We start from the raw sequence: 23,820 nt of genomic DNA, 5'->3' as shown, positions 1-23,820 counted from the left end.
GGCGGTGCGGTTGCCGAAGGCTCCGGTGCCGGTGCCGGGGTAGCGCCAGAGTTGGCCGGCCTGGTCGATGGCGAGGAGGTCGGGTTTGCCGTCGCCGGTCAGGTCGCCGGGGCCGATGAGGTGGGTGAAGGTGTCCCAGCCCGCGCCCATGGCGGTGCGGTTGCCGAAGGCTCCGGTGCCGGTGCCGGGGTAGCGCCAGAGTTGGCCGGCCTGGTCGATGGCGAGGAGGTCGGGTTTGCCGTCGCCCGTCAGGTCGCCGGGGCCGATCAGGTGGGTGAACGCGTCCCAGCCACCGCCCAGTCCTACCGCCGGGACGTAGCGGCCCGCGCCGATGCCCGAATAGCGCCACAGGGTTCCGGCCGTGTCGGTGGCGAGGAGGTCGGGACGGGCATCTCCTGTGATGTCCCCGGTGGCGGTGAGCCCGGTGAAGGGGCCGGCGAAGCGGGGCCAGGGAACGCGGTAGACCACGCGGTGCGGTTGGTTCTCATTGACGAACCAGAGAGCATCGCGCCGCGCGTCGTACGCCAGGTTCTGGAGGTGGACCGACGCCCGCTTCCAGAGCTGGACCGGCCGGCCGGGCAGGGAGCGGTAGACGCAGCTGTTGACCGGCTCGACGGCGGGGCCGCCCGGCACCCACTCGACGTATTCGGGGCAGGGCGCCGAGATGAGGATGGTCCCGCCCAAGGAGACGACGCCCTGGGCTCCCACGATGGGGGAGGACCAGGCCGCTGAGGCCCGGGCAACGCTGCTCGTACCCTCGTTGACCGTCCGCAGGAGTCCGGTGGCGGGATCGAGCGGCCAGCGGACGATCTTTCCGCCGGTACCTACGAAGCCCTGGTCGGCGCGCGAGGTGACCTCGGTGGTCGTGATCGCCGGAGTGGGACCGGTGAGGTCCAGGGAGGCGCCCGCGTTGCACGGATTGGGCGAAGGGGTGGCCAGATGGGTGCCGCAACCGGACGGGTTCTGGTAGGAGAAGCTGCCGACGGTGGGGAGGACGTAGCCGAAGCCCTCGGCGGCGAAGTTGCCCGAGCCGTCCTTCCCCATGCCCTGACCGGTGGCGTCGACCCTCCAGATGTGGCTCAGGTCGAAGACGTGGAAGCCCTGGCCGAAGCCGACGAAGAGCCGGCCGCCGTACCAGATCAGGTCGTCACCGTGTCCGGTGAGCGCGGTGAACGTGCCCTGGCCGGGTACGACGAGCAAGGCGTGGACGTAGCGGACGCGGGCGGGGTCGGTGGTGTCCGCGAAGCTCACGCGTATGCGGCTGTTGCCGGACTTGTACCAACTGGCCGCGACGACCTCACGGCCGTCGACGGGAGCGAACGGGGTGGCATTGGTGGTGATGCCCTGCGGGATCCAGGTACTGGTGGTGGTGTCCGCCGCGTCCCAGCAGAATCCTGAGGCCCCGGAGTTGTACACACCGTCGTTCGCGAGTTTGGCAGCGCCGGGACAGGTGGCCGGGCGTGCGGTGCGGTCGGCCGAGTCGAGGAGGCTCGACAGGGGGACGGGCCCGAGGCGGTCCGGGTGCGCCTGCTCGAGGGCCACGGTCGCCGATCGGGGGGCCGGGTCGTGGCGCAGACGGTAACCGGAGGGGTCCTGAGGTGTCAGGGGCGGGGCCACGGTGGCACCGTCGGGCACCACGGGTGCCGGGCCGGTGGCGGGGGCGGGTGCGGGAGAGGCCGCGGCCGTGGGAACGGCCAGGGCCTGCGCCGCCCCCGCCGTCAGGACGACGGCGAGGAGCAGGCCCAGGCCCTTGGAGCGGCGCCGGCTGGTCATCGGTCGAAGTTCCAGCCGCTGCCGTTGTCGATGCGGTTGCCGAGCCGGCCGTCGTTCTGGCCGGGGTAGACGAAGAGCTTGCCGGTGTTGTCGCGGGCGATCAGGTCGTCCTTGCCGTCACCGGTGTAGTCGCCCGCGCCCGAGACACTGGTCATGACGGCCCAGCCGGTCCCGGCCTCCGTGCGGTCCCCGAGACGGCCCCCGCCGACGCCCGGGTAGACGAACAGCTTGCCGCTGGCCCGGTCGACGGCCGTGACGTCGTTCTTGCCGTCACCGGTGAGGTCACCGGCACCGGAGACAACGGACATGGCATCCCAGTTGGTACCGATCTGGACCCGGTCACCGAAGTGTCCGTCGGACCGGCCGGGGTAGACGAAGAGCTTCCCGGTCGAGGTCTCGGTGGCCAGCAGGTCGCCACGGCCGTCATCGTTGAGGTCCTGAGTGCCGGCGATGCGCAGCGCGCCCCATCCGGCGCCGTTGTCGACGCGTGCGCCGAGCCGGCCGTTCGACTGGCCCGGGTAGACGTACAGCTTGCCCGTGGTCTTCTCGACCGCCGCGACGTCCGCCTTGCCGTCGCCCGTGACGTCTCCCAGGGCGATGACCTGGTTCATCATGCCCCAGCCGCCGTTGTCGACGCGGTTTCCGAAGTGGCCGTTGCCCAGGCCCGGGTAGACGTAGAGGTTTCCGTTGCCGGTGCCGGCACGGGCCAGCAGGTCGGGCTTGCCGTCACCCGTCAGGTCCCCGACCGCCGAGACCGGGGCGAACGCGGCTGCGGGCTCGGGGAACGGGTCCGCGTCGTCGTCGCCGAGGCCCGCGGCGGGGCCGCAGTTGGGCCAGGCGCCTTCTCCCTGGCCGGCGAGCACCTTCTCGGCGATGAGTATCTGCTCGGTCTTGGTCGCCTGGTGGGCGTAGGCGGCGTACACCTCGCCGCCGTAGGCGCGCCAGGTGGGGGCGGAGAACTGGAGTCCGCCGTAATGGCCGCGGCCGGTGTTGATCGCCCAGTCGCCGCCGCTCTCGCACTGGGCGACCTTGTCCCAGGTGGAGACGGATGCGGCATGGACCGGTCCGGCGGTCAACACGGGAGCGAGGAGGGCCGCGACGGAGGCGGTGGCGAGGGCGGTGGCGGTGGCGAAGGTGCGTCGCTTGGACACGAGGACTCCTGGTCGGGGTGTGCGGTGGGCCGCGGAGGGCGGGCGCGGTGCGGGGAGAACGGGAACGGGGAGGGGGCACGAGGCCCCGCCGGGGCGGGCCGCAGCGGGCCCGCCCTCGCCGGGGCGGGCCCGGACGTACGGGGTCAGCTCGTGAAGTTCCAGCCGCCTCCGTTGTCGATGCGGTTGCCGAGTGCTCCGTCGTTCTGGCCCGGGTAGACGAAGAGCTTGCCCGTGTTGTCGCGGGCGATCAGGTCGTCCTTGCCGTCACCGGTGTAGTCACCCGCGCCGGAGATGGCGGACATCGCGCCCCAGCCGGTGCCGGCCTGGATCCGGTTGGTGAGCTGACCGTTGCCGACGCCGGGGTAGATCCACAGCTTGCCGCTCGACTCCTCGACCGCGGCCACGTCGTTCTTGCCGTCGCCGGTGAGGTCACCGACCGAACCGACCGGGTTCATGGAGTCCCAGTTGCTGCCGGACTCGATGCGGTTGCCGAAGTGGCCGTTGGACAGTCCCGGGTACGTCCAGAGCTTGCCCGAAGCCTCGTCGATGGCCAGCAGATCGCCGCGGCCATCGCCGTTGAGGTCCTCGCTGCCCGTGATCCGGATGTCGCCCCAGCCGCCGCCGTTGTCGATGCGCGTGCCCAGGCGGCCGTTGCTCTGGCCCGGGTAGATCCACAGCTTGCCGGTGGCCTTGTCGACCGCCGCGACATCGGCCTTACCGTCTCCCGTCACGTCGCCGACTCCGGAGACGCGCTCCATGCCGGACCACCCGCCGTTGTCGATGCGGTCGCCGAAGTGGCCGTTGCCGAGACCGGGGTAGACCCACAGGGTGCCGTTGCCGGACGTCGCCCGGGCCAGCAGGTCGGGCTTGCCGTCGCCGGTCAGGTCACCGACCGCGGAAACGGGGGCGGGCCCACCGTCCGGGGTCTGCGTGTCGGACAGGCCCTTGGGGCCGATGAACTTCACCACGCGGCCCGCGCCCACGGGGCTGGCGTTGTTCTGCCAGCTGAACCAGTCCCGCCAGCGGACACCGCCGCTCTCGTTGCCGCCCACCGTCTGGATCTTGGTGCCGTCCGCGGAGACCTTGACCACCAGGTTCACGTGGTTCACCTCCCCGTCGGTCGCGCTGCCGTCGGTGTCGTAGATGACGGCGTCGCCGACCTGCGGCACGGAGTGGAAGGTGCCGTACTTGGCTCCGTACTCGTAGAAGCTCACCGCACGGGGGTCGAGCTCGGAGACGTGCTCGGCTCCGGCCTGCCCCCACACCCAGCGGGCGAATTCGGAACACCAGGCGGTGGGGTAGTTGCAGCCGTAGTAGCTGCCGCAGGTGTTCCCGACCTGCTTGTGCGCTATGGCGGCCACGGCCGCGGAGTCGGCGGCTGCCGGGACCACGCCCAGGAGGGGTGTGGCCGCGGCCGTGGCGAGTGCGAGAGTGACGAGCTTCCTACGGATGGAAAAAGACATGGCGGTGCCCATCTTCTGAGGTCGGTAAAGGTGAATTGACTGCCGGGTGGCAGCGATGAATCCGTGAATCTTCGAAAGTCAGGTCCCCGGCCAGGAGAATTCCGCGAGGGTGCCGCATCGGTCGGTGGCCGGCGGCTGTCGCGGTGTCTCTCGACTCGGACGGGGCCGGGAGGGCGCCCCTGGTGGTCGACGCGAGGGGTGCGTGCGGGGCCGGCCCTTCGGCACCGGGGGTGCGTGTGGGGCCGGGCCCTTGGCGCCGGGGGTGCTCTTCGCTAGCACGCCCCACCAGGGCTGGGTCGGCGCTACTGCCAGCCGAAGTCGTCCCGGGTGATGCCGGTCAGGGGGGAGGGCGTCGAGGTGCCCGCGGTGGGCGATGTGTTGGCGGCGATCGCGACGAAGGACGCGACGGCCACCTTCTTGAAGACGTTCATTTCCCCACCCCTGTATTGGCAGTTGCTGTTTCTTGCCGGCGGCCTCGGCGGGCTGCTGAGGAAGATCCTGGCTCCTCGGAAAGCGGTTCGCCAGGGGTTCGGGATGGCACAAACGATGCCTGGCACATTCGTGCCAGGCATGGTTCGTGTCCCTCCCTCCCGCGCAGGGGAGCCCCGTGACGCCCTTGCTCCGAAGCCGCTAGAGGATCCCCAGTTGAACGGCCCGCCGGCCCAGCTGGAACCTGCTGCCCGCCCCCAGACGGTTCGAGAGTTCCGTGATCATCCGTCGTTCCGTACGGAGCGAAACCCCGAGCTTGCGGGCAGCGGCCTCGTCGGTGAGGCCCTCCCCGAGCAGTTCCAGCAACGCGGCCTCCTGCGCGCTCACCACCTCGTCCGCGGTCCTCACGGTCGGCTCTCCCAACGGTTTGGCGGCGGACCACACCTGGTCGAAGAGGGCACACAAGCCCGTCAGCGCCCCGGCCTCACGGATGATCACTACCCCGAGCGAGGAGTCCGTCGGGTCCACGGGCACGACCGCGACCTCCCTGTCCACGAGGTGCATCCGCATCGGCAACGACGGCACCGTCCGTGACTCGGCCCCCAACGCGGCCAAACGCGCCGCGTGTTCCCGACTCCCCGCATCGTTGGTGACACTGTCCAGGTACACCGTCCTGAGCCGGACCCCGCGCGCGAGGACGGCCTCGGCCAGCGGCAGGCCGGCCGCGCGGTTCGCCGCCGTCTGGGCACCACCGGGCGCGAAGGCCAGGCTCTCGCGGCGCGCCCGGAAGGCCAGCTCCTCCAGCCTGCCCCGAATGGCCTCCAGGCCCACCACCCGCTCCACCCCACCCGCATGCCCGTCGGGGCGCATCATGGAGTAGGCCGAGAGCATGCCCGAGACGGCGATCCGACTCTCCTCGATCTCCCGTTGCCTGCGCTCCAGATCGGCCTGCTGCCGGACGAGCATGGCGTCGAGCGCGATGCCCGGCGGGACCGGACGCAGTACACCCGCATCCGTGATCGAGGGCCGCAGCAGGGCGCGATCCGCCAAGCCGTCCAACGACGCACGCACCGCCGCCGCGTCCACGCCCAGCGCGTCGGAAAGCTCGGACACCCCCCACCCGGGGTTGTCCAGCATCAGTCGATAGACGGACTCGCTCACGCGGTCGACCCCCAGCGCTCCCCACACCACGAAACTGCCCCCATGTCCTCGAACGGTGATCATCGCTTTGGCACCTTCGCGTCACGGCACGAATGTGCCGGGCCGCGCAGCCCCGAACCGGTGCCCCGGGCGCGATAGTCGGAACGTGCATCTCATCGAGTTCGTGCTCAGCCGGCCCGCACCGGGCCGACCGTCCCCTGCCGAGCGGGACCTGCTGGACGCGCTGTGGGCGGCGTCCCGCCCCTGCGACGGCATCGAACACATCCGCGTCCACGCGAGCCGGGCCGGGGCGCGCGGAGTCGTCTTCTGCCTCGCCGCCGACAGCGCGCGCGCCGCCCTGCAGACCCGGGCACTGTGCGAACGCGCGCTCGCCGAAGCGCCCTTGCTCGACGGTTGGCTGATCAGCTCCATCCTCGTGACGAGGCCCTGATCGGCCGAGGGCCCGCACGGACGGACCGGGCGGCGACACGAAACGCGACGTGCATCGAATCGATCCTTTCCCGGAAAGGGACTGGACGGCTCAGAGCCGGGCCGCCCCGGGCGACCAGAACCGCCATCGGGCCCCTGCCGTGGTCCGCAGACCCCGTGTACCGGGGACGATCACCACTCTCGTCGGGTCCGGAGTCGATCGAAAGGGACAGCACCCGGCCGAAATCGGCCCTGGACGGTAACGGCCAGAACGGGATCGCCTCTCACGGGCAGCGCACCGCTCGGGCTGCTCCCGGCGCGGCGAGGCGGCAGGATGACGCGATGCCCGACTCTCTCCGTGAACCGTGGCTGCGCGGCGTCGCCTTCAACCCGGCGGCGCCCTCCGACGTACTGATACGCCTGATGGATCGAGCCGCCGGTGAGGTGGGCACGCTGATGTGCGAGGGCCGCGACCTGCCCGACGCCGCCGTCGACGCGGCGCTTCGCCACCCAGCCGCCAAGATCCGCGGGGCGCTCGCCCTCAACCGACACGTCGATCCGGCGCGGCTCGCCTCCCTGGCCACGGACCCGTCCGGGATCGTCCGCTATCGGCTCGCCCGCGGCCCCCGCCCTCGGCCCCGACGGGTCCGACCACTGCCGGACGGGATCCTCGTCACGCTCCTGACGGCCCAGGAGGGCGGCGAGGACGGGATGCTCACCGAGCAAGAAATCATCCAGGAGCTCAGCTTTTCCCGGCAGATCCCGCAGTCGTTCCACCGCTCCATGGCCGTACACGAGCACCCCGAGATCCGCGTACAAGCCACCTGGAGGTGGCAGTCGCTCACCCCGGGCCGGCGGGAGGCCCTGCTCGACGACCCGGATCCCGCGGTACGGGAAGCGGCGCGGGGGAGCCGTTGGGAGCTGGACCCGGAGGCGGTGGAGGCCAAGCTGCCGTCCATCGGCTCGAACAGCAAGTCCTTCGTGCTCGGCACGTGCGCCCTTTCCCCGGCGCTCGTCGAGAAGCGCTTCGCCGAGGACGAGGTGTACCCCCTGGCCCGGAACCGTCACACCCCGGCCCATGCCGTCGCCCGACTCGCCCGCCATCCCGAGGCGAAGGTCCGCGAGATGGTCGCCGCCCGAGCCGACCTGGAACCCGACCTCGCCAGCGAGCTGAGGGCGGACCCGGACGAGAACGTGCGGATGCGCGCCCGCCTCCACCCCTTCCCCCGCACCTGGGCCGAGACTGGGGCCATCCACGTGGTCATCGGGCACGGCCCGGACTGCACCTGCCCGATCATCGAGCCGACCGACGAGCCGTCGCCCGACTGGTTCGTCGCCTGCGCGGTGTCCGAGGAACCGGTACTCCGCAAGGTCGCGGCGAGCTGGCCCGGCCTGCCCGCGGAACTCGTCGAGGCTCTCGCGCGGGACGAAGACGAGGGGGTGCGGATCGAGTTGGCCTGCCGCCACCCCCTGGCTCCGCCACACCTCCTCCTGGACGTCTTCGTCGCCCGCCCGGCCCACCGGGCGCACCTGCTGACCCTGCCGGCGTTTCCCCGCACCGGCCTGACCCACCTCGTCGGCCACCCGGAACCCGAGGTGCGCGCCCTGGCGGCAGCCGATCCCGGCCTGCTCGAACCTCCGTTGACAGACCCTGATGAGGCGGTGTGCCGGGCAGCCGCCGCCAACTCGAGCCTGGCACCGGAGACCCTGGAGGCCCTCCTCGCGGACCCCCGCACCGCGCAGGGGGCTGCCGCCAACCCATCGCTACCCGTGCCCCGCATGCACGCACTCCTCGACCACTGCCTGGCCGGCGCCCCCACCCCAGCGACGACAGCCGGACGCGGGGGACCGAGGTCCACGTAGCGATCCCATCGGCGAAGCCAGCTTCCACGGAGCCCCATGGGAGATGAGCGTCGTCGGTTCAGCAGAGAGTGCGCCGAGGAGGAGCACCCGGACGACGGCGTCGTGGTCCTTCCGGCGGCGCGTGCGCAGGCTCCCGCCGGGGCTACCGGGCGCCGCGCCGCCGACGCGCGCGCTCGAACTCGGCGACGTCCGACATCCAGGGACCGTGGTGTTCGAGTGCGGCGCAACCGCCGCGGACGAAGGCGCTCACCAGGTTCCGGTACCCGCCGATCCCGTCGACCAAGCTGTGCTCGACCCGGTACTCCGGCTCCGACCTGCCGTCACCCTTGCGCAGCGTCGTGATCCGGGCGAGGGAGTCCGCGTAGAAGTGGAGCTGGATCCCTTCGCCCATCTCCTCGTCCTCGATGGTGAACACTTCGTTGTCCCCGGCGGAGCGATCGCCGACGAACTCCCAGAACTCCGCGGTGGCGGTGCGGGGACCGTCGCGTCGCCACTTCTTCTCGACGCCCTTGTCGTCGGTGAACGACAGGACCGTCTTCCTCGCGCTGCCACCGAGGTCGGGACTGTGACCGGCGGCCTCCGCGTCATCGTCCATGGGTGTGTTCCTGGAGCGGTCCGCGGCCTCCGAGCACATCAGGAAGCTCACGGTACGCACCGCGTCGTCGACGAGCTCGGGGTGCGCACGGCGCACGGCCGCTTGGACGGTCGTCTCCATCCGATCCCAGTCGCGCTTGTCCGTGGCGCGCTTTCCCCGTCGCGGATCGCGGCCGATCCGCATCCCGGCGCATGCCTGCTCCGCGGTGGCGATCACCCGTGTGACCTCGGGCAGCAGCGCGGGGTCGACGGCATCGGGCTTACGCCTCGGAACCGTCGCGCCGTGCAGGTACTGGCCCGTGTACCTCAGAACCGCGGCGTCGAGTGGACCGAGCACTGCTCCGCGCTCGGCGCGGCGGCGGTCCGCGCGGTACTCCTGGGCTCGTTTCCCGTTCGACGTCTCTGTCGCCCCGCGCATCGCCGCGCATACCTGACCGCGCTCAAGGAGACCGATGTCGGCCCCGTGGGCGATGAGCCGGCTCCTGTCCCACGGGATGCGCCGGAAGAGCGCGTCGACGTCCGAGGGCGCGGCAAGGAGGATCGGGTCCAGGAGCGCGACGGCAGCGTCCTCGTCGAGCCGGCCCCGGGTTCCGGCGGCGTCGCACAGCGGGAGGACCGCGCTCCACAGGAGCAGGTGGCGGGCCAGGTCCTCCCGGATCACGGCAAGATGGGCTTCGCTGATCGAGAACGTGAACGTGCGAGGGTCGTGGTTGGCGTCGGCCCCGGCACCGAGCGTCAGCTTCAGCTCGCCGTCCTCGCGGATCACGTTCGGGATCCAGCCGCCCTGCCGCGTGAAAACGATGTCTCTCATGGACTCAGGCTTCCCCGGAACGGCGCCGGCCGGCAGCACGGCGTGGTCGCGGTGCCTGCCCGCACCACCTGTTCACAGCCACCGTGCACATTCGGCGTCGAGGCGTGGGTCGGTGCGCGCCCAGACTTCGCCCCCGGCGGCCTCGGCCGGGGCGTCGACCCGTTCGATACCGAGGAACTCGATCAACTTGAGCAGTACGGCTCGTTCGGCTCGGTCCTCGTCGACACCGTGCGAGTCGAAGAAGACGTAGTACTGGTCGCTCGGGTCCACGATGCCCGAATCCGCCCAGATCCGGGCGACTTCTTCGAGCGCCGCTGCTTCCGTGGTGATCGTCGCGGCGCGGGCGGCACCCCGGGTCTCCGGTGACGCGTCGAGGTCGGCGAGGTCGGAGAACCACTGGCCGAAGCGGTCGAGACCTGCATATCCGTTCTCGAAGAACAACATCGCGCTCGGAAGGTAGCGATTGCCCCTGTCGACCCGGAGGTATTCCGACCGAGGTTGGTCCGCGTCTTTGACCCGGGAGATCACACCTTGCCCGGGCATGAGTACCAGACTCTGCCCCGACGGTCCCTCACTGATGGTGTAGGTGTCGGAGTCTCGACCACGAAAGAACGCGGAGAACGCCACGTAGGCTTCCTGGGGGTCGCCGACGGAGACCTGTTGGTCGTTGCCATCACCGACGGCGAAGACGAACTGTTTGGGTCCGGGGTTGTACGGGCGAGCCATGTGCGTCCTTCGTTCAGCTGCGATGGCTCCACCAGCGTAGTCGAAGCGGAGCGGACGGGGTCCTGCCGTCATCGCCGACGGACGGACGGACAGCCAGGAGTACTGGCAGGTCGGCCTCCCCCTCCCGTGGATGGGTAGGCCTGCTCCCGCACTCCGTCATCCGTCGCGCTCCCGGCTCCGGAGCACCTCACAACAGGCTCTGGTTGTCGTCAGATGCCGGCCCGACGCCACTCGTACCTCCACGCCACGTCGAGGTAGCCCATCTCCTCGGCACGGAAGCCGGGCCGCGGCGGTCCCAGAAGGCGTGCCGCTTCCACGCACCGCTCGTCGTCGTGGAGTGCGAGACCGTACACGGCAACAAGCTGGACCCGTCGCTCCGGGTGGTGGAGCAGAGCCGCCATGGCGTTGGTCAGGGCGGGATCGCCGTTCCGGGTCTCGCCGGCCTGGCGGCAGGCCGCGATCCGTACGTCCGTGTCAGCGTCAGCCATCAGCGCCAGGAGAGCCTCGCGAGCGGCCCCGGACATCCCGTGGAGCCCAAGCGCGTGCCGACGAGATCGTCCTGGGAGCCCGTGCGCCGCCGCAGTTCGGCTTCGACCCCCGCCTCGTACCAGCTTCGCGCGAGATCCCGCATCTCCAGCAGCTCGGACTTGGCATACCTGTCCCGGATGCTGTTGTCCAAGAGGGCCTGCACCAGCGCGGGCGAACCCGAATCAACCGCCTCGCACAGGGGCAGCAGCTCGTCCGACGCGCACCGGCCGGCATCGGCGCCACCTACGAGCAGCAGTTGAGCGATGCCCCCGCGAAACGCCTGGACGGCCACTCCGAACGCCGCGGCCCGCTCGTCGTAGTCCCCGTAGTCCCCGTCCTCCTCCAGTAGCCGCTTCACCAGGAACACGTCCCCCGCGCGAACAGCGGCGATCAGCGGAGACTCCATCGCGCCGCTCACAAGCCCACCCCCATCAATGACTTCGCTCCCCGCCGTGTTCTCACGGCTCGGTCCAGGTCCGCACGCCCAGCCCACCGACACGCCTGTCCGCGTCCCCCCGCACCGGACCGACCCACATCATCGGCCCACGGGAACCCGAGGCCGGTCAGGGAGTTCGTCCATCAGGGGTGCGAGGGGAGCGTGGTGTCATCGTGTCCGGTTCTGCGAGGTGGCTGTCCATGGTGGTGTTCAGATCGGCCACGAACGCTTCGAACCGTTCCAGGAACTGGGGCGGGTAGTGCGACATCGCGGCGTCGAGGCGGTGGGCGAGCGGGCCGAAGAACTCGTCCGCCCGTTCCTGGATGTGCCCGCCGCTGCGCAGCGTGACGACGCGCCGGTCGGAGTGCTCGCGGGCGCGGGTGATGTGACCCGCCGCCTCGAGACGGTTCAGGAGCGCGGTGGTGGCGCCCGTGGACAGGGAGATCCGCTCGCTCAGTCGCGCCGGTGACAGAGGGGTGCCGCGCTCCTCGGCGGCGGCGATCTCCAGTACCGCGGTCGCATCCGTGGAGTGGAGGCCCAGCCAGGCGGCGAAGCGCCGGCTGAGCTCGGCGTAGTGGCCGCCATAGATCCTCAGCGACTCCATGAGTCGCTCGCGCTGCTCCGCGACACCGTCGCGCACTTCCTCCACGCCTTCGCCCTTCCTTCCCTGCGTCCGGTCCACGCATCCCGCTTTGACAACCTACCGCCACCACTTTACCTTCATGATGGAATTACTTCACCATGGAGGTATCTGGCGTGCAAGACCCGTCCCCCACCCCTGACGAGACGACCGAGCCCTACCGGTGGCGATGGCTGATCCTGGCGGTGATGATCGTCGCGGAGATCATGGATCTTCTGGACGCCTCGATCGTCAACGTCGCCGGGCCGGATCTGGAGAGGTCCCTCGGTGCCGGTTCCGTCGGGCTGCAATGGGTGATCGGCGGCTACGCCCTCACCCTGGGCGCCGGCCTGGTGCTCGGCGGCCGGCTCGGAGACCGCTACGGTCGGCGTCGGATGTTCCTGATCGGGCTCGCGGCCTTCACCGCGACCTCGCTGCTGTGCGCGGTCGCGCCGAACATCGAGTCGCTTATCGCCTTCCGCCTGCTGCAGGGAACCGCCGGTGCGATGCTGCTGCCCCAGGGCCTGGGTCTGCTGCGGGAGAACTTCTCCGGCCCCGAACTCACCAAGGTCTTCGCGATCTTCGGACCCGTCCTCGGTCTGGGCGGCATCATCGGCCCGGTCCTGGGCGGCTTCCTCATCGAGGGCGACTTCTTCGGCCTCGGCTGGCGGTCGGTGTTCCTGATCAACCTGCCCATCGGAATCGCGACACTGATCGTCGCCGCGAAGTTCGTGCCCAGGAAGGCGGGCGACCGCTCGGTACGGGTCGACATGACCGGCGCCGCCCTGGTCGTGATCTCCTGCGCTCTGCTGGTGCTGCCGCTGAACCAGGGGCAGGAGGAGGGTTGGCCGCTGTGGACGTGGCTGTCCATGGCCGCCTCGGTGATCGGGTTTGCCCTCTTCGCGCTTCAACAGCGCCGCACGGCCGCCACGGGCCGCGAGCCACTGGTGACCCCGGGTCTGCTGCGCAAGCCGGCCTTCACCGTCGGGCTCGGCGGCATCGCCCTGTTCTTCGGAGGTCTCATCGGCACCCAGCTCGTGCTGACCCTGTTCCTCCAGATCGGCCGGCACTTCACCGCCGGTGAGGCGGGCCTGGGCAACCTGCCCCTCGCGGTGGGAACCGCTATCGGCGGCGCGATCAGTGGCGCGTTCCTCGCGGACAGGATCGGCCGCAAGGTGCTGCAGATCGGACCGCTGGTCCAGTTGGCCGGCGCGGCCGTGCTGTGGTTCGAACTCGACGGCCTCGATGCCTCCTCCTTCTCGATCCGGGACATCGTTCCCGGCGTGGCGGTGGCGGGCATCGGCGCCGGCATGGTGATCGCCGCCCTGTTCAGCTTCATCCTGGCCGCGGTCGACGACGACGAGATCGGATCCGCCTCCGGTGTCCTGTCGGCGGTCCAGGCGGTCGGCGGTTCCATCGGTGTCGCGGTCTTCGGCTCGGTGTTCTTCGCCCAGGCCAAGACCGGTGACTTCGTGGGCGGCTTCCACCGCGCGCTGATCGTCCAGGCGTGCCTGCTGGTGCTCTTCCTCGCGATCACCTTCCTGCTGCCCAAGAAGGGCCGCCCCGAAGAAGAGCAGCACGGCATCACCCCCGAGGCGACTGCCGACGGCTCCGGAACCAAGGAGCACCTCGCCGTGTGAGCCCCGACCGGGGACCGTTCACCAGAAGCGGCCACCGGCCGGCCCGAGACCGTGGACCTGCGGGATGCCGGGCCGGACGTCGCCCGCAGGATGGGCTTGGACCACACCCTTCGGGCCCACGCCACCCGGGAAGAAGGCATCCGCCTCGCCGACGCGGCGAACCGCGCCGGAGCCGCCTTCGTCGTCGATGGCTTCGGCGGCCAGGGTCCGATCGCCGACCTGGAAATCCTGTGCGCCGACCTGTCACGCATCCTGTACGAGGAGACCCACCCGCACAGGAGTACCTGTTCGGGGATGAGACCACACGGCTTTCCGACACGGGGCAGAGTCGCGGAACACACGCGACGGGTCCTGGCCGCGGTGCGGGGCGCGGAGTAGGGCCACCGCGCGGAGGTGGTACGGGCGTGCGGTGAACTGGCCCCGGCGGATGGGCGGGTGGGGTGCTGAGTGGGGGCGCCCGTGTGCGCACGGGCCGGCCCGCTGCGGCCCTCCGGCGTGGACGGTTCCGCTACCGGCCCGGGGTGCGCCTCGAGCCTGGCGCGTGGGAGCCAGGGCGCATCCCGGCCGGCCATGCGAACTCCCGCCCGCGCGTTCGTGGACTGCAACCTTGGTGGGACGTCCTGGGTCTGCTCGCCTACTTGTGGTCACGGAGGAAGGCCGGGATGTCGGCTCGGGTCGGGTAGTCGGGCAGCGGTGCGGGCTCGTCCTGGAGGAATGCGGTGATGACGGCTGCTGCTCGCTGGTCGTTGTCACCCAGCCCGTTCCACATGTGGTGGCCGACACCGGGCATGTACTGGGTGCGCTGGATGGCGGGGTTGTCCGCGAGGACCGCTGTCTGCCACTGCCGGACCTGGGAGGAGCACTCGGCGATCATCAGCATCGCGGGAATCCGGGAGAGCCTGAGTTGCGCGGCGATGCCGGGGGAGTCTTTGATCGTTTGCTGGATGCGGAGGCTGGCGGCAGCGCTGAAGGAGAAGTTCTCCGCAGTGTCCTCGACCGGGATGCGGTGCGCGTCCCGCGCGCAGTAGGCGGACGCGGTGTCGCTGCCGAGATCGGCGGCGGTGAAGGCGTTGTCGCCTTCCGCCTGCCCTACCAGCCCGTTGTCCGGGCTGAGCAGTCCGAGGCGCATGAGGCCGAAGGCGACCGCGTACCGCGGGACGCGTGTGGAGCGCGGTCCGGTCACGGCCGGCGCGATGTCGCGGGCCGACGGTCGACCCTTCTGCTCGCCCATCCGGGCGGTGGGGCCGTCCATCGGGCCCGGCTCGGCGATGATCGCCCGGCGCAGGTGGTCGGCGATGGCCGGGTCGGCCAGGGCGCGGGTGAGCACGACCGCGCCCGAGGAGAAGCCCAGTACGTCGGCGCGGCCCTTGCCGAGTTTGCTGACGAAGGCGCCGAGTTCGTGGGCGGACCGGGTGATCGAGTACTGGTTCATGGGCAGCAGGTCGCTGCGTCCCCCGCCGGCCTGCTCGTAGGCGTACACGTCGTAACCCTGTCCCGCGAGCCGCCGCAGGAAGCGGTGGTCGAGCAGCGAGATGCCGCGCACCGGGCCACCGTTGAGGTAGACGAGCGGGACGTGTTGCCGGGGGCTGTCGCCCGTGGGCGGGTAGTGGTACACCGCGACCCGGCTGCCGGTGGACAGGCGCACGTGCTCGGTGGTCACGAACGACAGGGCGGCCGGGTGCCGGCGCGTGGTGGGGACGGTGGGGACGCACACCGACAGGGTCAGGGTCGCTGCGACGAGGACCGGCAGGAATGGCACCAGCCGTCCCAGCCGCCCCCGCCAGGGGCGGCGGTGGCCCCACCACATCGCCGCGACGAGCGCGATCCCGACAGCCGCGGACCATGCGGCCAACCCCGATCCCGCGCCGTCGGTGGCGACGATCAGCGCCAAGAATAAGACGACCAGTCCCACTACGGCGGCGGTGGCCGCCAGTAGGCGGCCGACAAGGCGCAAGGGACGTATGGAGGACGGTGGCACGGTGAGCTCCCCGGAGTTTTGGAACGCTGTTTTGAAACGATGTTATCAGCGTGGGTACACTGCGTCCCATGGGAAGGCCGAGAACGAACGACGCCGCCGTCAGAGAACGGCTCGTCACCTGCGCGACCGAGATGTTCGCCACCCGCCCCCAGGAGTCGGTCACGGTCCGCGCGCTGGCCACCGCCGCCGGAACGTCGACGGCGGCGGTGTACACGTTGTTCCAGGGCAAGGACGGACTGATCCGCGAGGTGCGCGACCAGGCGGTCGCCGGCCTGTTCCAGGACCTGACGGCCGTTCCCGGCTCGGAGGCTGCCCTGGAGGACCTGTACGCGTTGGCCGTGGCGTACCGCCAGTGGGGACGCGAACACCGCCACCTGTACGCGGTGTTGTTCGGTGGCGCACAGTCCTTCGCACCGTCGACCCGGGTCGGCGAGCGGGACCCTGTGCGACCGCTTGTCGCGGCGATCGACCGTGCCGTGGCGGACCAGATCCTCGCGGGGGACACCACCCGGATCGCCGTCTCGTTGTGGGTCGCCCTGCACGGGCTCGTGACCCTCGAACTCGCCGGCGGGCTCAACGGAGCCGCAGCCGAGACCGCGTTCCGGTCAACGATTGATGCCGTACTGCGCGGCTGGGCAACCCCCGCCGCCTTCCATGACCTTCGACGCCCGGACCCGGCGCCGTGAGGCGGTTGCTCCGTAGGTGGGCGGTCGCCACACCGGGTGGGTGAGGCGACCGTGGCCGGTCGGCTCGGGGTTCGAGTCAGGCGTCCCGGAGCAGGGCGTGCAGCTCGGTGGTGTCGATGACGTGGGCCCGTGAGGGGAAGACCCGGTGGAGTAGGACGTCGTGGACTTCAGTGTCCGGGTCGGCGACGCCGTCGGACAGGACGTAGAGCCGGTAGTCGCGGTCGACCGCGTCGATGACGGTGGACAGGACGGCTCCGCTGGTACTGATGCCGGAGACGACCAGAGTGGTGATGCCGTGCTCGCGCAGCTGCTGGTCGAGGTCGGCGGTTGGCGGGTTGCGGTGCCTCACGAGTGGCTGCGGGACACTTCCGGCTCGTGCTGCGACGTCGACGTCTGCCCCTGTCGGGGAAGCAGGAGCGGGGTGGTCAGGATGAGCAGTCCTGCGACAGTGAGAGCGGTACGTGGGCTGGTGACGTCGGCGAGCAGTCCGGCGAGCGCGGTGAGAACGGCGATGGACGCCTGCTGCCCGATCGACCAGGCCGACAGCGTGCGGGCGACGAGATGCGTGGGGGTGTGTTCGAGCCGGTAGGTGGCGAGGACCGGGCTGTACAGGCTCATGTTGATGATGATTGCCAGCTCGACGGCCATCACGGTGACGAGGCCGACCACGCCGGGCCTGACGAAGGCGAGGCCGATCAGCCAGATGGCGCGCAGGGTGCCGACGGTCCGGAAGACCCGGTGCCGGCCGAAGCGGGCCACCACACGGCGGGCCAGCCGCGAGCCGATGAGTCCGCCGAAGCAGGGGACGGCAAAGGCGAGGGCGTACTGCCAGGGCGGGAACCCGAGCTGGCGAAGCAGGAGCACGGCCAGCAGCGGCTCGGTGGCCATGATCAGACCGGCGACGAGGATGTGGTTGAGGTAGAGCGGCCGCAGACCGGGGTGACCCAGGATGTGCCGCCAGCCGTCGAGCAGTGCACCCGCCCGGACCGGGCTCTTGTCAGTCGTTCTCGGCGCTTCTTCCCGGCCGCGGATCGCGGTGATGCACAGCGCTGAGAGCAGGTAACTGAGCGCGTCGGCCACCACCGTGGTGACCGGCCCGAACAGGCCGATCGCCGCCCCGCCGAGCGGTGGCCCCACCGCGATGGAGCTCCAGTTCGTGGATTCGAAACGCGCGTTGGCGACGAGCAGGTCATCCGATCGGACGAGGGCCTTGAGGTAGGCGCCGCCGGCCGCGTTGAACGCGATCTTGGCTGCGGCGACCACGGCCGAGATGACGAGCAGTTGGATGAAACCGAGCCGACCGAAGGCGTAGGCGAGCGGAATCGTCGCCATGGCCGCAAACCGTGCCAGGTCCATCATGATCATCACCGGGCGCTTGCGCCGGAACTCCACCCACGGCGCGAGCGGCACCGCGAGCAGTGCACCTACCGCGGGCCCCACTGCGGACAGCGCGGACACCTCGGCGGGGCTTGCGTGCAACGCCAGTACGGCGATCAGCGGCAATGCCCCGAACCCCAGCCCGGACCCATAAGCGCTCACCGCATAGGCCGACCACAGCCAGCCGAACTGCCGGCCCAACGGCCTCCTGCCCACCATGCTCAGCGCGCTCCCCTAGAAGTCCCACTCGAACAAACCAACGTTGACCGAGAAGAGCTAAGGGGGCAGGACAACAGCAGGTCAAACAACTGATCCGCCTCTGACTCACAACCATTGGTTGTGTACCAAGGTGGTCGGCGTGGACCTCGAAGCGGCACGTGCTTTCGTCGCCGTCGCGGGAACGGGCCAGTTCCAGAAAGCCGTCGACCTGTCGATCACCCAGCAGGCCGGTCCAAACGCATCGCCACATTGGAGCGCGCCCTCGGCGGACGGTTGTTCACCCGTGCACCACGCGGTGTTGAGCTCACCATCACAAGGGTCAGGACCTCGCGTTCCCGGGCGGTGATGCCGTCCACCACCGCCCGGCGGGTGGCGGCGCCGGGTTCGGGCCGTACGGCGAACTCCTCGGTGCTCAGGCTCTGCCGAGCCCACTGCGGCTCAGCGCGCCGCGAAGCCGTTCCCGGTCCGTTCCCGGTCCGTTCCCGGGTCCGGGCCGGTCCGGGACCGGTTCGCCGTGACGCTAGCGTCCCCGGAGACCGACCGCCAGCGTCAGTTCGAGGACCCGTTGCGGCGAACCGAGATCGGGAAACAGCTCCCGCAGCTGCGACATCCGGTACCGGACGGTCTGGGGGTGGACGAACAACGCCGCCGCCACTTCGTCCCGCCTGCCCTGGTGCAACAGCCACGCCCGCAACGTCTCCTCGAGCCGCCGCGAGGTCGCGTCGGGCAAGGTCCGCAACGGTGCGAGGGCTCGGGTCCGAAGGTCTGCGAACGCGTCCGCGTCGGCGCTCAGGACCAACTCGGGCAGGTGGTCCTCGGTGTCGCGGATGTCGGGGGAGAGGGAGCGCGCGCGTACGGCTCGTGCGTACGAGGCGGACGCACGCGTCCATGGCCGGGCCGGGCCGACCACGGCGGTGCGGTCGGGCAGCTGCCTCAGAAGGTGTGCTCGGTCGGCATCGGGAACGAGCAGCACTCCGGAGGCGTCCGGCAGATCGTCGAGGACAAGGGTGCCCGGATCGAGCGCGCGGTAGGCGGGCCGGGCCTGGGCGGCGGGCAACAGGACCGCGGTCAGCGAAATCGGGGGCTGCCACCCGGCCCGTTGAGCAGCGGCAAGGAGTGCGTCCGGGTTCGCGCCGGCAAGGATGTCGCGGGCCAGCTGTTCCAGGTGGCGCTCGTGGGCCCGCCCCCGGGCGGCCAGTTCGTCGGCGTGACCCGCGGCGCTCGCGGCGGAGAGCTCGTCGATGTAGGCGAAGGTCAGCTCGGCGAACTTGGCGACCTCGGCGGCGGGGAGGCCTGCGGGTACGGCCCCAGCGGCCAGGCCTCGCCAGGCCACGCGGGCGCCGACCCGGTAGGCGCTGAGCAGGGCGTCCATCGAACGTCCGTCGCGGACCTCGCCGCGGCCCAGCTCGTAGGCCGCGTCGCCGGCGTCGCCGCCCGTGGCGTTGCCGCTCGCGAGGTCCAGGTAGAGGCCCAGGGCGGTGCGGACGGCTCGACGGATGGTGGCGCCCATGCGGCCCGAAAGGGCGTTGGCGTAGGGCGGGACCTCGTCGATGATCGCCTGGACGACCTCGTCGGCGGTGGTCCTCAGCGCGGCCCGAAGCGCAGTGACCGTCGTCTCATCCAGGACCAGTTCACTGGCCCTCCGGATTGCATGGCTCACGTTTTTGTTCCCTGCGAACAATTCAACTGATCAGATTCACGTCCTACGGACAGGACTTTACCCCCGGCAGCGCATCAAGCTGGGGTCATGACGAGTGCAGCCCTCCGCAGTAGGGCGTGGAAACTGCTGGAGATGGTCACGACGCCGCTGCTGCCGTCGGACTACCTCGACCTGGTCGTCCCGCTGCGTGCGGGTGCCGACCTGCGGGGGCGCATCGAGGCCGTACACCCCGAGACGGGTGACGCCGCGACCATCGTGATCAGACCGGGACGGGGCTGGCGCGGTCACACGGCCGGTCAGTACGTGCGGATCGGGGTCGATGTCGACGGGGTGCGCCTGTGGCGTGCCTACTCCGTCACCTCGCCGACGAACCGCCAGGACGGCCGGATCACGATCACCGTGAAGGCGATCCCGGGAGGCAAGGTCAGCAACCACCTGGTCCGCAGGGCGAAACCGGGCACGCTGATCCAGCTCGACCAGGCGACCGGTGACTTCGTGCTGCCGGGGACCAAGCCCGCCAAGGTGCTCTACCTGACGGCCGGCAGCGGCATCACGCCGGTGATGGGCATGCTGCGGGAGATCGATCTCGACGACGTCGTCATGGTCCACTGCGCACCACAGCCGCACGACGTGCTCTTCCGCAACGATCTTCACGACCTGGTCGCGGACAAGAAGCTGCGGCTCACCGAGGTGCACACCGACACGGAGGGCATGCTCGACATCGCCCGTCTCGGCGAACTCGTGCCCGACTGGGCCGAGCGCGAGACCTGGGCGTGCGGGCCCGTGGGCCTGCTGGACGCCGCCGAAGAGCACTGGAGCGGGCACGGCGTCCCGGAGCGCCTGCACACCGAACGCTTCCGCGCCAACGCCGTCGTTGCCGGCGACGGTGGCGAGGTGACGTTCGCCACCACCGGCAAGACCATCGACGCGGACGGTGCCACGCCGTTGCTGGACGTCGGCGAGGAGGCCGGGGTGCTCATGCCGTCCGGGTGCCGCATGGGCATTTGCTTCGGCTGCGTCACGCCGCTCAGGGCGGGCGCCGTCCGCGACCTGCGCACCGGCGAGATCACCGAAGCCGGGCCGGGCGTCCTCATCCAGACCTGCGTGTCCGCCGCGGCGGGCCCTTGCGACATCGAACGGTAGGAGCACCTTGACCGCCATCGACCCCACCGCCCACCTGACCGCGGAGCAGATCGAGGAGCTCGGCCGCGAGCTGGACGCGATCCGCGACGAGGTGATCGCCGGCCGCGGCGAGAAGGACGCCGCCTACATCCGCAAGGTCATCTCGGCACAGCGCACACTGGAACTGGTCAGCAGGGGCGTCCTGCTGTTCTCGATCTTCCCGCCCGCATGGCTGATCGGCACCGCCGGACTGTCCGTGGCGAAGATCATGGAGAACATGGAGATCGGCCACAACGTCCTGCACGGCCAGTGGGACTGGATGCGGGACCCGAAGATCCACTCCACCACCTGGGACTGGGATCACGTCTCGCCGGCCGATCAGTGGAAGCACTCGCACAACGAGCTGCACCACACGTACACCAACGTGATCGGCAAGGACAACGACCTCGGCTACGGCATCATGCGCGTCGACGAGGACCAGAAGTGGCACCCCTTCCACCTCGGCCAGCCGCTGTGGAACTTCATCAACGCCTGCTTCTTCGAGTACGGCATCGCCGCGTACGACCTGGAACTCGGCAAGAACCTGCACAAGCGCCGCCGCAAGAACCCGGAGTTCCGCGCGCGGGCCAAGGCCGTGGGCCGCAAGATCCGCAAGCAGGTGCTCAAGGACTACGTGATCCACCCGCTCCTCTCGGGCCCGTCCTTCCTCACCACGCTCGCCGCCACTTTCACCGCGAACCTGGTCCGCAACGTCTGGACCCACTCGGTGATCATGTGCGGGCACTTCCCCGAAGGCGTGCAGGTCTTCGAGCGCCGGTCGATCAGGGGCGAGACGCGCGGCCAGTGGTACCTGCGCCAGATGATGGGCTCGGCGAACATCAGCGGCAGCAAGGCCATGCACTTCATGACCGGCAACCTGTCGCACCAGATCGAGCACCACCTCTTCCCGGACCTACCGAGCAACCGGTACGCCGAGGTCGCGATCAAGGTGCGTGCGTTGTTCGACAAGTACGAGCTGCAGTACGTCACCGGGCCCCTGCCCAAGCAGGTGTACTCCGCGTGGCACAAGGTCTTCCGGCTCTCGCTGCCGAACAAGAAGCCCAAGGCCACGACGCCGGACCGCGAGCAGGAGCTCGTCACGGCCTGACCCTTTCGGAACCGGGCGGCCCCCGTGCGTTCCCGCCTGGGGGCCGGGTGGCCGCCGTTGGCCAGTGGGTGCACCCCCGCGTAGTCGTCGCCGGCGAAGCCGCCCTCGTCCGGGTCGTGTCGTCGTCGGACGGTCATGGTGTCGGCCACGGCCCGACGATGTGTGCGGCAAAGCGAAATCCCCGGGGCAGAGCTGTATGGACCGCACTGGTGATCGCGGCCCTGGGTGCTGCGTGCCGGATCGAAACCTTTGGCCGCAGCGCTCGCCCCGCAGCGACTGATGGAGCGGGTCGTGGGCCTCGACGAGGCGGCAGCGCTGCTGCGCGGCTTCGACCGGGCCTCCCCGCCGGCATGACGAAGACCGATCCGCCCCACGACTGAACCCACGGCGGACGCGGCCGGGGCGGCGGGCGTGGCGTCGGGATTCGTGCGGGTTGTCGGGTGATGATCGCGCGGTGAGACTTGACCACGTGTCCTATGCGGTGGCCCGCGACAGCTTCGTCTCGACCGTCCAGTGGATCGGATCGGCCCTCGGCGCCGGGTTCGTCGACGGGGGCGTGCACCCGCGATTCGGCACCCGCAATTTCATCCTTCCGCTGAGCGGCGGCACCTACGTCGAGGTCGTCACGACACTCGACCACCCCGCCGCCGACCGCGCACCCTTCGGCCAGGCGGTCGCCCGCCGCGCCGCCGAGGGCGGCGGCTGGCTCGGTTGGGTGGTCTCCGTCGACGACATCGCCCCGGTCGAGACCCGCCTCGGCCGCACCTCGGCCGACGGCCACCGTGTCCGCCCCGACGGGTTCGACCTGAGGTGGAAGCAGATCGGCCTCCTGGAACTGATGGAGGACCCGCAACTGCCCTACTTCCTGCAGTGGTTGGTCCCCACCGAGGAGCGTCCGAGCGCCGACCCGCGCACCTCCACCACCATCAACGGGGTCTCCATCGCCGGCGACGCCGCCTCCATCGCCGAATTCCTCGGCGAACCGGCCGACCACCCCCTGGACCAGATCGACGTCACCTGGGCCGAGGACGAGGAACCGGGCCTGGTCTCGGTCGAGTTCGCCACCGCCCACGGCCCGGTCACGATCTGACCGGGCCCCGACTGCCCCGCGGGAGCGGCCGGCCGGGGTCTCCTGGCCCGGTGGGGGTCGTACGGGGCCAAGGAACGACTGCTCCGCCCGTGATGGAGTGGGCAGGCGGGACCCGCCGGGTGTCAGTGACAGGTCGTCGCCGGCCAGGTGAAGGGGTCCCCTGCGGCTTCGAGACCGACGGCCGACTCCCCGGTCGCGGGCGCGGGGAGCCGGTCGGCCGGGATCAGGCGGTGGGGTCCTGGAGACCGTCGATGACCATCGTCGCGAGGTTCACCTGGTACCAGACGTCCTTGACGGTGCCGTCCTCGAACGTCTCGGTGACGATGACCTTCTCGTGTCCCTCGATAGTGGTACCGGCGGTCACCACCTTGGACTCCTTCGGCACCGCGTTGTAGCGGAAGACCGGGTCGGTCTGGTGCTCGGACCCCCACACCGTGAGTGCCTCGTCGAGTTCGGCGGTCAGGAGCTCCTTCCGGATGGTGAGCGAATCCTTGCCCTCGCTCTGTGTTCCCTGGATCGCGAAGACGTACTGGTTCACGAAGTGGTCGACGGCCAGCTCCGCACGCGTCGCCCGGGCAGCGACGGCGGCCGGGGCCTGACCGGTCTCAGCCTGCGCGGGCAGGGCCAGCAGGCCGGAGCCGGCCGCAAGCGCTGCCGTGCAGGCTCCGATGACCAGGTGTCGCAGGCTCGTACGGTGGGACACGGGGATCTCCCTGGGGAAGGACTCGAATGTGACGCGGCCACTCAAGCGCTCCCACTCGCTCCCCGATGTCCACCGTCCGGGTGACCTCACTCCGAACCGCCAGACCGATGGGCGCCTTCGCCGGGCACCCATGGAGGGGAAAGGTTTTCTCAGACCCTCCGCCGGCCCCGCCCGACCGGACGATTCCACCCGCTCGGCCGGTGGTACCCGGATGGGCTCGCGCAAAGCACTCTGGC

23 protein-coding genes are annotated in these 23,820 nt (G+C 70.4%); 8 read left to right on the top strand and 15 right to left on the bottom strand.

Annotated elements, in window-relative coordinates; genetic code table 11:
* The 5 genes from ACFY0I_RS22075 to ACFY0I_RS22055 form a co-directional block, all read right to left on the bottom strand.
* Nucleotides 1–1,773 (bottom strand): FG-GAP repeat domain-containing protein (locus ACFY0I_RS22075; RefSeq protein WP_388898335.1); only part of this gene is annotated, 1,773 nt, incomplete at its 3' end.
* Nucleotides 1,770–2,924, bottom strand: coding sequence for a transglycosylase family protein (locus ACFY0I_RS22070; RefSeq protein WP_388898332.1), 1,155 nt, complete (start codon nucleotides 2,922–2,924; stop codon nucleotides 1,770–1,772). The genes ACFY0I_RS22070 and ACFY0I_RS22075, both read right to left, overlap by 4 nt.
* Before the next feature lie 143 nt (nucleotides 2,925–3,067).
* Nucleotides 3,068–4,387 (bottom strand): FG-GAP-like repeat-containing protein, encoded by a 1,320-nt coding sequence (locus ACFY0I_RS22065; RefSeq protein WP_388898330.1) that lies wholly within the window; start codon nucleotides 4,385–4,387, stop codon nucleotides 3,068–3,070.
* 302 nt (nucleotides 4,388–4,689) lie between these two features.
* Nucleotides 4,690–4,818, bottom strand: a complete 129-nt coding sequence (locus ACFY0I_RS22060; protein ID WP_388898327.1) for a hypothetical protein — start codon at nucleotides 4,816–4,818, stop codon at nucleotides 4,690–4,692.
* A gap of 199 nt (nucleotides 4,819–5,017) precedes the next feature.
* Nucleotides 5,018–6,040, bottom strand: coding sequence for a TrmB family transcriptional regulator (locus ACFY0I_RS22055; protein ID WP_388898324.1), 1,023 nt, complete (start codon nucleotides 6,038–6,040; stop codon nucleotides 5,018–5,020).
* 82 nt (nucleotides 6,041–6,122) lie between these two features.
* On the opposite strand from ACFY0I_RS22055, the gene ACFY0I_RS22050 reads away from it, so the two are divergent.
* Both ACFY0I_RS22050 and ACFY0I_RS22045 read left to right on the top strand, forming a co-directional pair.
* Nucleotides 6,123–6,407, top strand: coding sequence for a hypothetical protein (locus ACFY0I_RS22050; RefSeq protein WP_388898321.1), 285 nt, complete (start codon nucleotides 6,123–6,125; stop codon nucleotides 6,405–6,407).
* A gap of 320 nt (nucleotides 6,408–6,727) precedes the next feature.
* Nucleotides 6,728–8,248 (top strand): hypothetical protein, encoded by a 1,521-nt coding sequence (locus ACFY0I_RS22045; RefSeq protein WP_388898318.1) that lies wholly within the window; start codon nucleotides 6,728–6,730, stop codon nucleotides 8,246–8,248.
* A gap of 142 nt (nucleotides 8,249–8,390) precedes the next feature.
* Here ACFY0I_RS22045 and ACFY0I_RS22040 read toward each other — a convergent pair whose 3' ends face one another.
* The 5 genes from ACFY0I_RS22040 to ACFY0I_RS22020 form a co-directional block, all read right to left on the bottom strand.
* Nucleotides 8,391–9,653 carry a DUF6357 family protein gene (locus ACFY0I_RS22040; protein ID WP_388898316.1) on the bottom strand — a complete coding sequence of 421 codons (1,263 nt, stop codon included), beginning with the start codon at nucleotides 9,651–9,653 and terminating at the stop codon, nucleotides 8,391–8,393.
* 72 nt (nucleotides 9,654–9,725) lie between these two features.
* The gene (locus ACFY0I_RS22035; protein WP_388898313.1) at nucleotides 9,726–10,379 is read right to left on the bottom strand and encodes a hypothetical protein; all 654 of its coding nucleotides are present in this window, start codon (nucleotides 10,377–10,379) and stop codon (nucleotides 9,726–9,728) included.
* 209 nt (nucleotides 10,380–10,588) lie between these two features.
* Nucleotides 10,589–10,867, bottom strand: a complete 279-nt coding sequence (locus tag ACFY0I_RS22030) for a HEAT repeat domain-containing protein (protein ID WP_388898310.1) — start codon at nucleotides 10,865–10,867, stop codon at nucleotides 10,589–10,591.
* The gene (locus ACFY0I_RS22025) at nucleotides 10,867–11,313 is read right to left on the bottom strand and encodes a hypothetical protein (protein WP_388898307.1); all 447 of its coding nucleotides are present in this window, start codon (nucleotides 11,311–11,313) and stop codon (nucleotides 10,867–10,869) included. The genes ACFY0I_RS22030 and ACFY0I_RS22025 overlap by 1 nt, the downstream gene beginning before the upstream one ends.
* A gap of 157 nt (nucleotides 11,314–11,470) precedes the next feature.
* Nucleotides 11,471–11,947, bottom strand: coding sequence for a MarR family winged helix-turn-helix transcriptional regulator (locus tag ACFY0I_RS22020; RefSeq protein ID WP_388898476.1), 477 nt, complete (start codon nucleotides 11,945–11,947; stop codon nucleotides 11,471–11,473).
* 137 nt (nucleotides 11,948–12,084) lie between these two features.
* Here ACFY0I_RS22020 and ACFY0I_RS22015 point away from each other — a divergent pair, with 137 nt between their 5' ends.
* Both ACFY0I_RS22015 and ACFY0I_RS22010 read left to right on the top strand, forming a co-directional pair.
* Entirely contained in the window at nucleotides 12,085–13,602 is a 1,518-nt protein-coding gene (locus tag ACFY0I_RS22015) for an MFS transporter (protein ID WP_388898304.1), read from the top strand.
* A gap of 96 nt (nucleotides 13,603–13,698) precedes the next feature.
* On the top strand, nucleotides 13,699–13,980 hold the full coding sequence (locus ACFY0I_RS22010) for a hypothetical protein (protein ID WP_388898301.1): 282 nt from the start codon (nucleotides 13,699–13,701) through the stop codon (nucleotides 13,978–13,980).
* Between the two features lie 256 nt (nucleotides 13,981–14,236).
* Here the strand turns inward: ACFY0I_RS22010 and ACFY0I_RS22005 are convergent, their stop codons facing one another.
* Nucleotides 14,237–15,493, bottom strand: a complete 1,257-nt coding sequence (locus ACFY0I_RS22005) for an alpha/beta fold hydrolase (RefSeq protein WP_388898298.1) — start codon at nucleotides 15,491–15,493, stop codon at nucleotides 14,237–14,239.
* A 155-nt stretch (nucleotides 15,494–15,648) separates the two neighbouring features.
* Here ACFY0I_RS22005 and ACFY0I_RS22000 point away from each other — a divergent pair, with 155 nt between their 5' ends.
* A complete protein-coding gene (locus ACFY0I_RS22000; RefSeq protein ID WP_388898295.1) occupies nucleotides 15,649–16,266 on the top strand; it encodes a TetR/AcrR family transcriptional regulator in 618 nt (205 codons plus the stop codon).
* 76 nt (nucleotides 16,267–16,342) lie between these two features.
* Here ACFY0I_RS22000 and ACFY0I_RS21995 read toward each other — a convergent pair whose 3' ends face one another.
* The 3 genes from ACFY0I_RS21995 to ACFY0I_RS21985 form a co-directional block, all read right to left on the bottom strand.
* Complete coding sequence (locus ACFY0I_RS21995; RefSeq protein ID WP_388898292.1) at nucleotides 16,343–16,615, bottom strand: isochorismatase family protein; 273 nt, start codon at nucleotides 16,613–16,615, stop codon at nucleotides 16,343–16,345.
* Nucleotides 16,612–17,862 (bottom strand): MFS transporter, encoded by a 1,251-nt coding sequence (locus ACFY0I_RS21990; protein WP_388898289.1) that lies wholly within the window; start codon nucleotides 17,860–17,862, stop codon nucleotides 16,612–16,614. Before ACFY0I_RS21990 ends, ACFY0I_RS21995 begins: the two co-directional genes overlap by 4 nt.
* Nucleotides 17,863–18,382: 520 nt before the next feature.
* A complete protein-coding gene (locus ACFY0I_RS21985; RefSeq protein ID WP_388898286.1) occupies nucleotides 18,383–19,522 on the bottom strand; it encodes a PucR family transcriptional regulator in 1,140 nt (379 codons plus the stop codon).
* Between the two features lie 87 nt (nucleotides 19,523–19,609).
* Here ACFY0I_RS21985 and ACFY0I_RS21980 point away from each other — a divergent pair, with 87 nt between their 5' ends.
* The 3 genes from ACFY0I_RS21980 (at nucleotide 19,610) to ACFY0I_RS21970 (ending at nucleotide 22,881) form a co-directional block, all read left to right on the top strand.
* Nucleotides 19,610–20,665, top strand: coding sequence for a ferredoxin reductase (locus ACFY0I_RS21980; protein WP_388898283.1), 1,056 nt, complete (start codon nucleotides 19,610–19,612; stop codon nucleotides 20,663–20,665).
* A gap of 7 nt (nucleotides 20,666–20,672) precedes the next feature.
* On the top strand, nucleotides 20,673–21,791 hold the full coding sequence (locus ACFY0I_RS21975; RefSeq protein WP_388898281.1) for a fatty acid desaturase family protein: 1,119 nt from the start codon (nucleotides 20,673–20,675) through the stop codon (nucleotides 21,789–21,791).
* 454 nt (nucleotides 21,792–22,245) lie between these two features.
* A complete protein-coding gene (locus ACFY0I_RS21970; protein ID WP_388898278.1) occupies nucleotides 22,246–22,881 on the top strand; it encodes a VOC family protein in 636 nt (211 codons plus the stop codon).
* 223 nt (nucleotides 22,882–23,104) lie between these two features.
* Here the strand turns inward: ACFY0I_RS21970 and ACFY0I_RS21965 are convergent, their stop codons facing one another.
* The gene (locus ACFY0I_RS21965) at nucleotides 23,105–23,584 is read right to left on the bottom strand and encodes a hypothetical protein (RefSeq protein ID WP_388898275.1); all 480 of its coding nucleotides are present in this window, start codon (nucleotides 23,582–23,584) and stop codon (nucleotides 23,105–23,107) included.
* Between the last annotated feature and the right edge of the window lie 236 nt (nucleotides 23,585–23,820).

Source organism: Streptomyces sp. NPDC001568 (assembly GCF_042893755.1).
GTDB lineage: Bacteria > Actinomycetota > Actinomycetes > Streptomycetales > Streptomycetaceae > Streptomyces.
The sequence above is the reverse complement of the archived record's forward strand: the minus strand, read 5'-3'. Positions and strand labels throughout refer to the sequence as shown.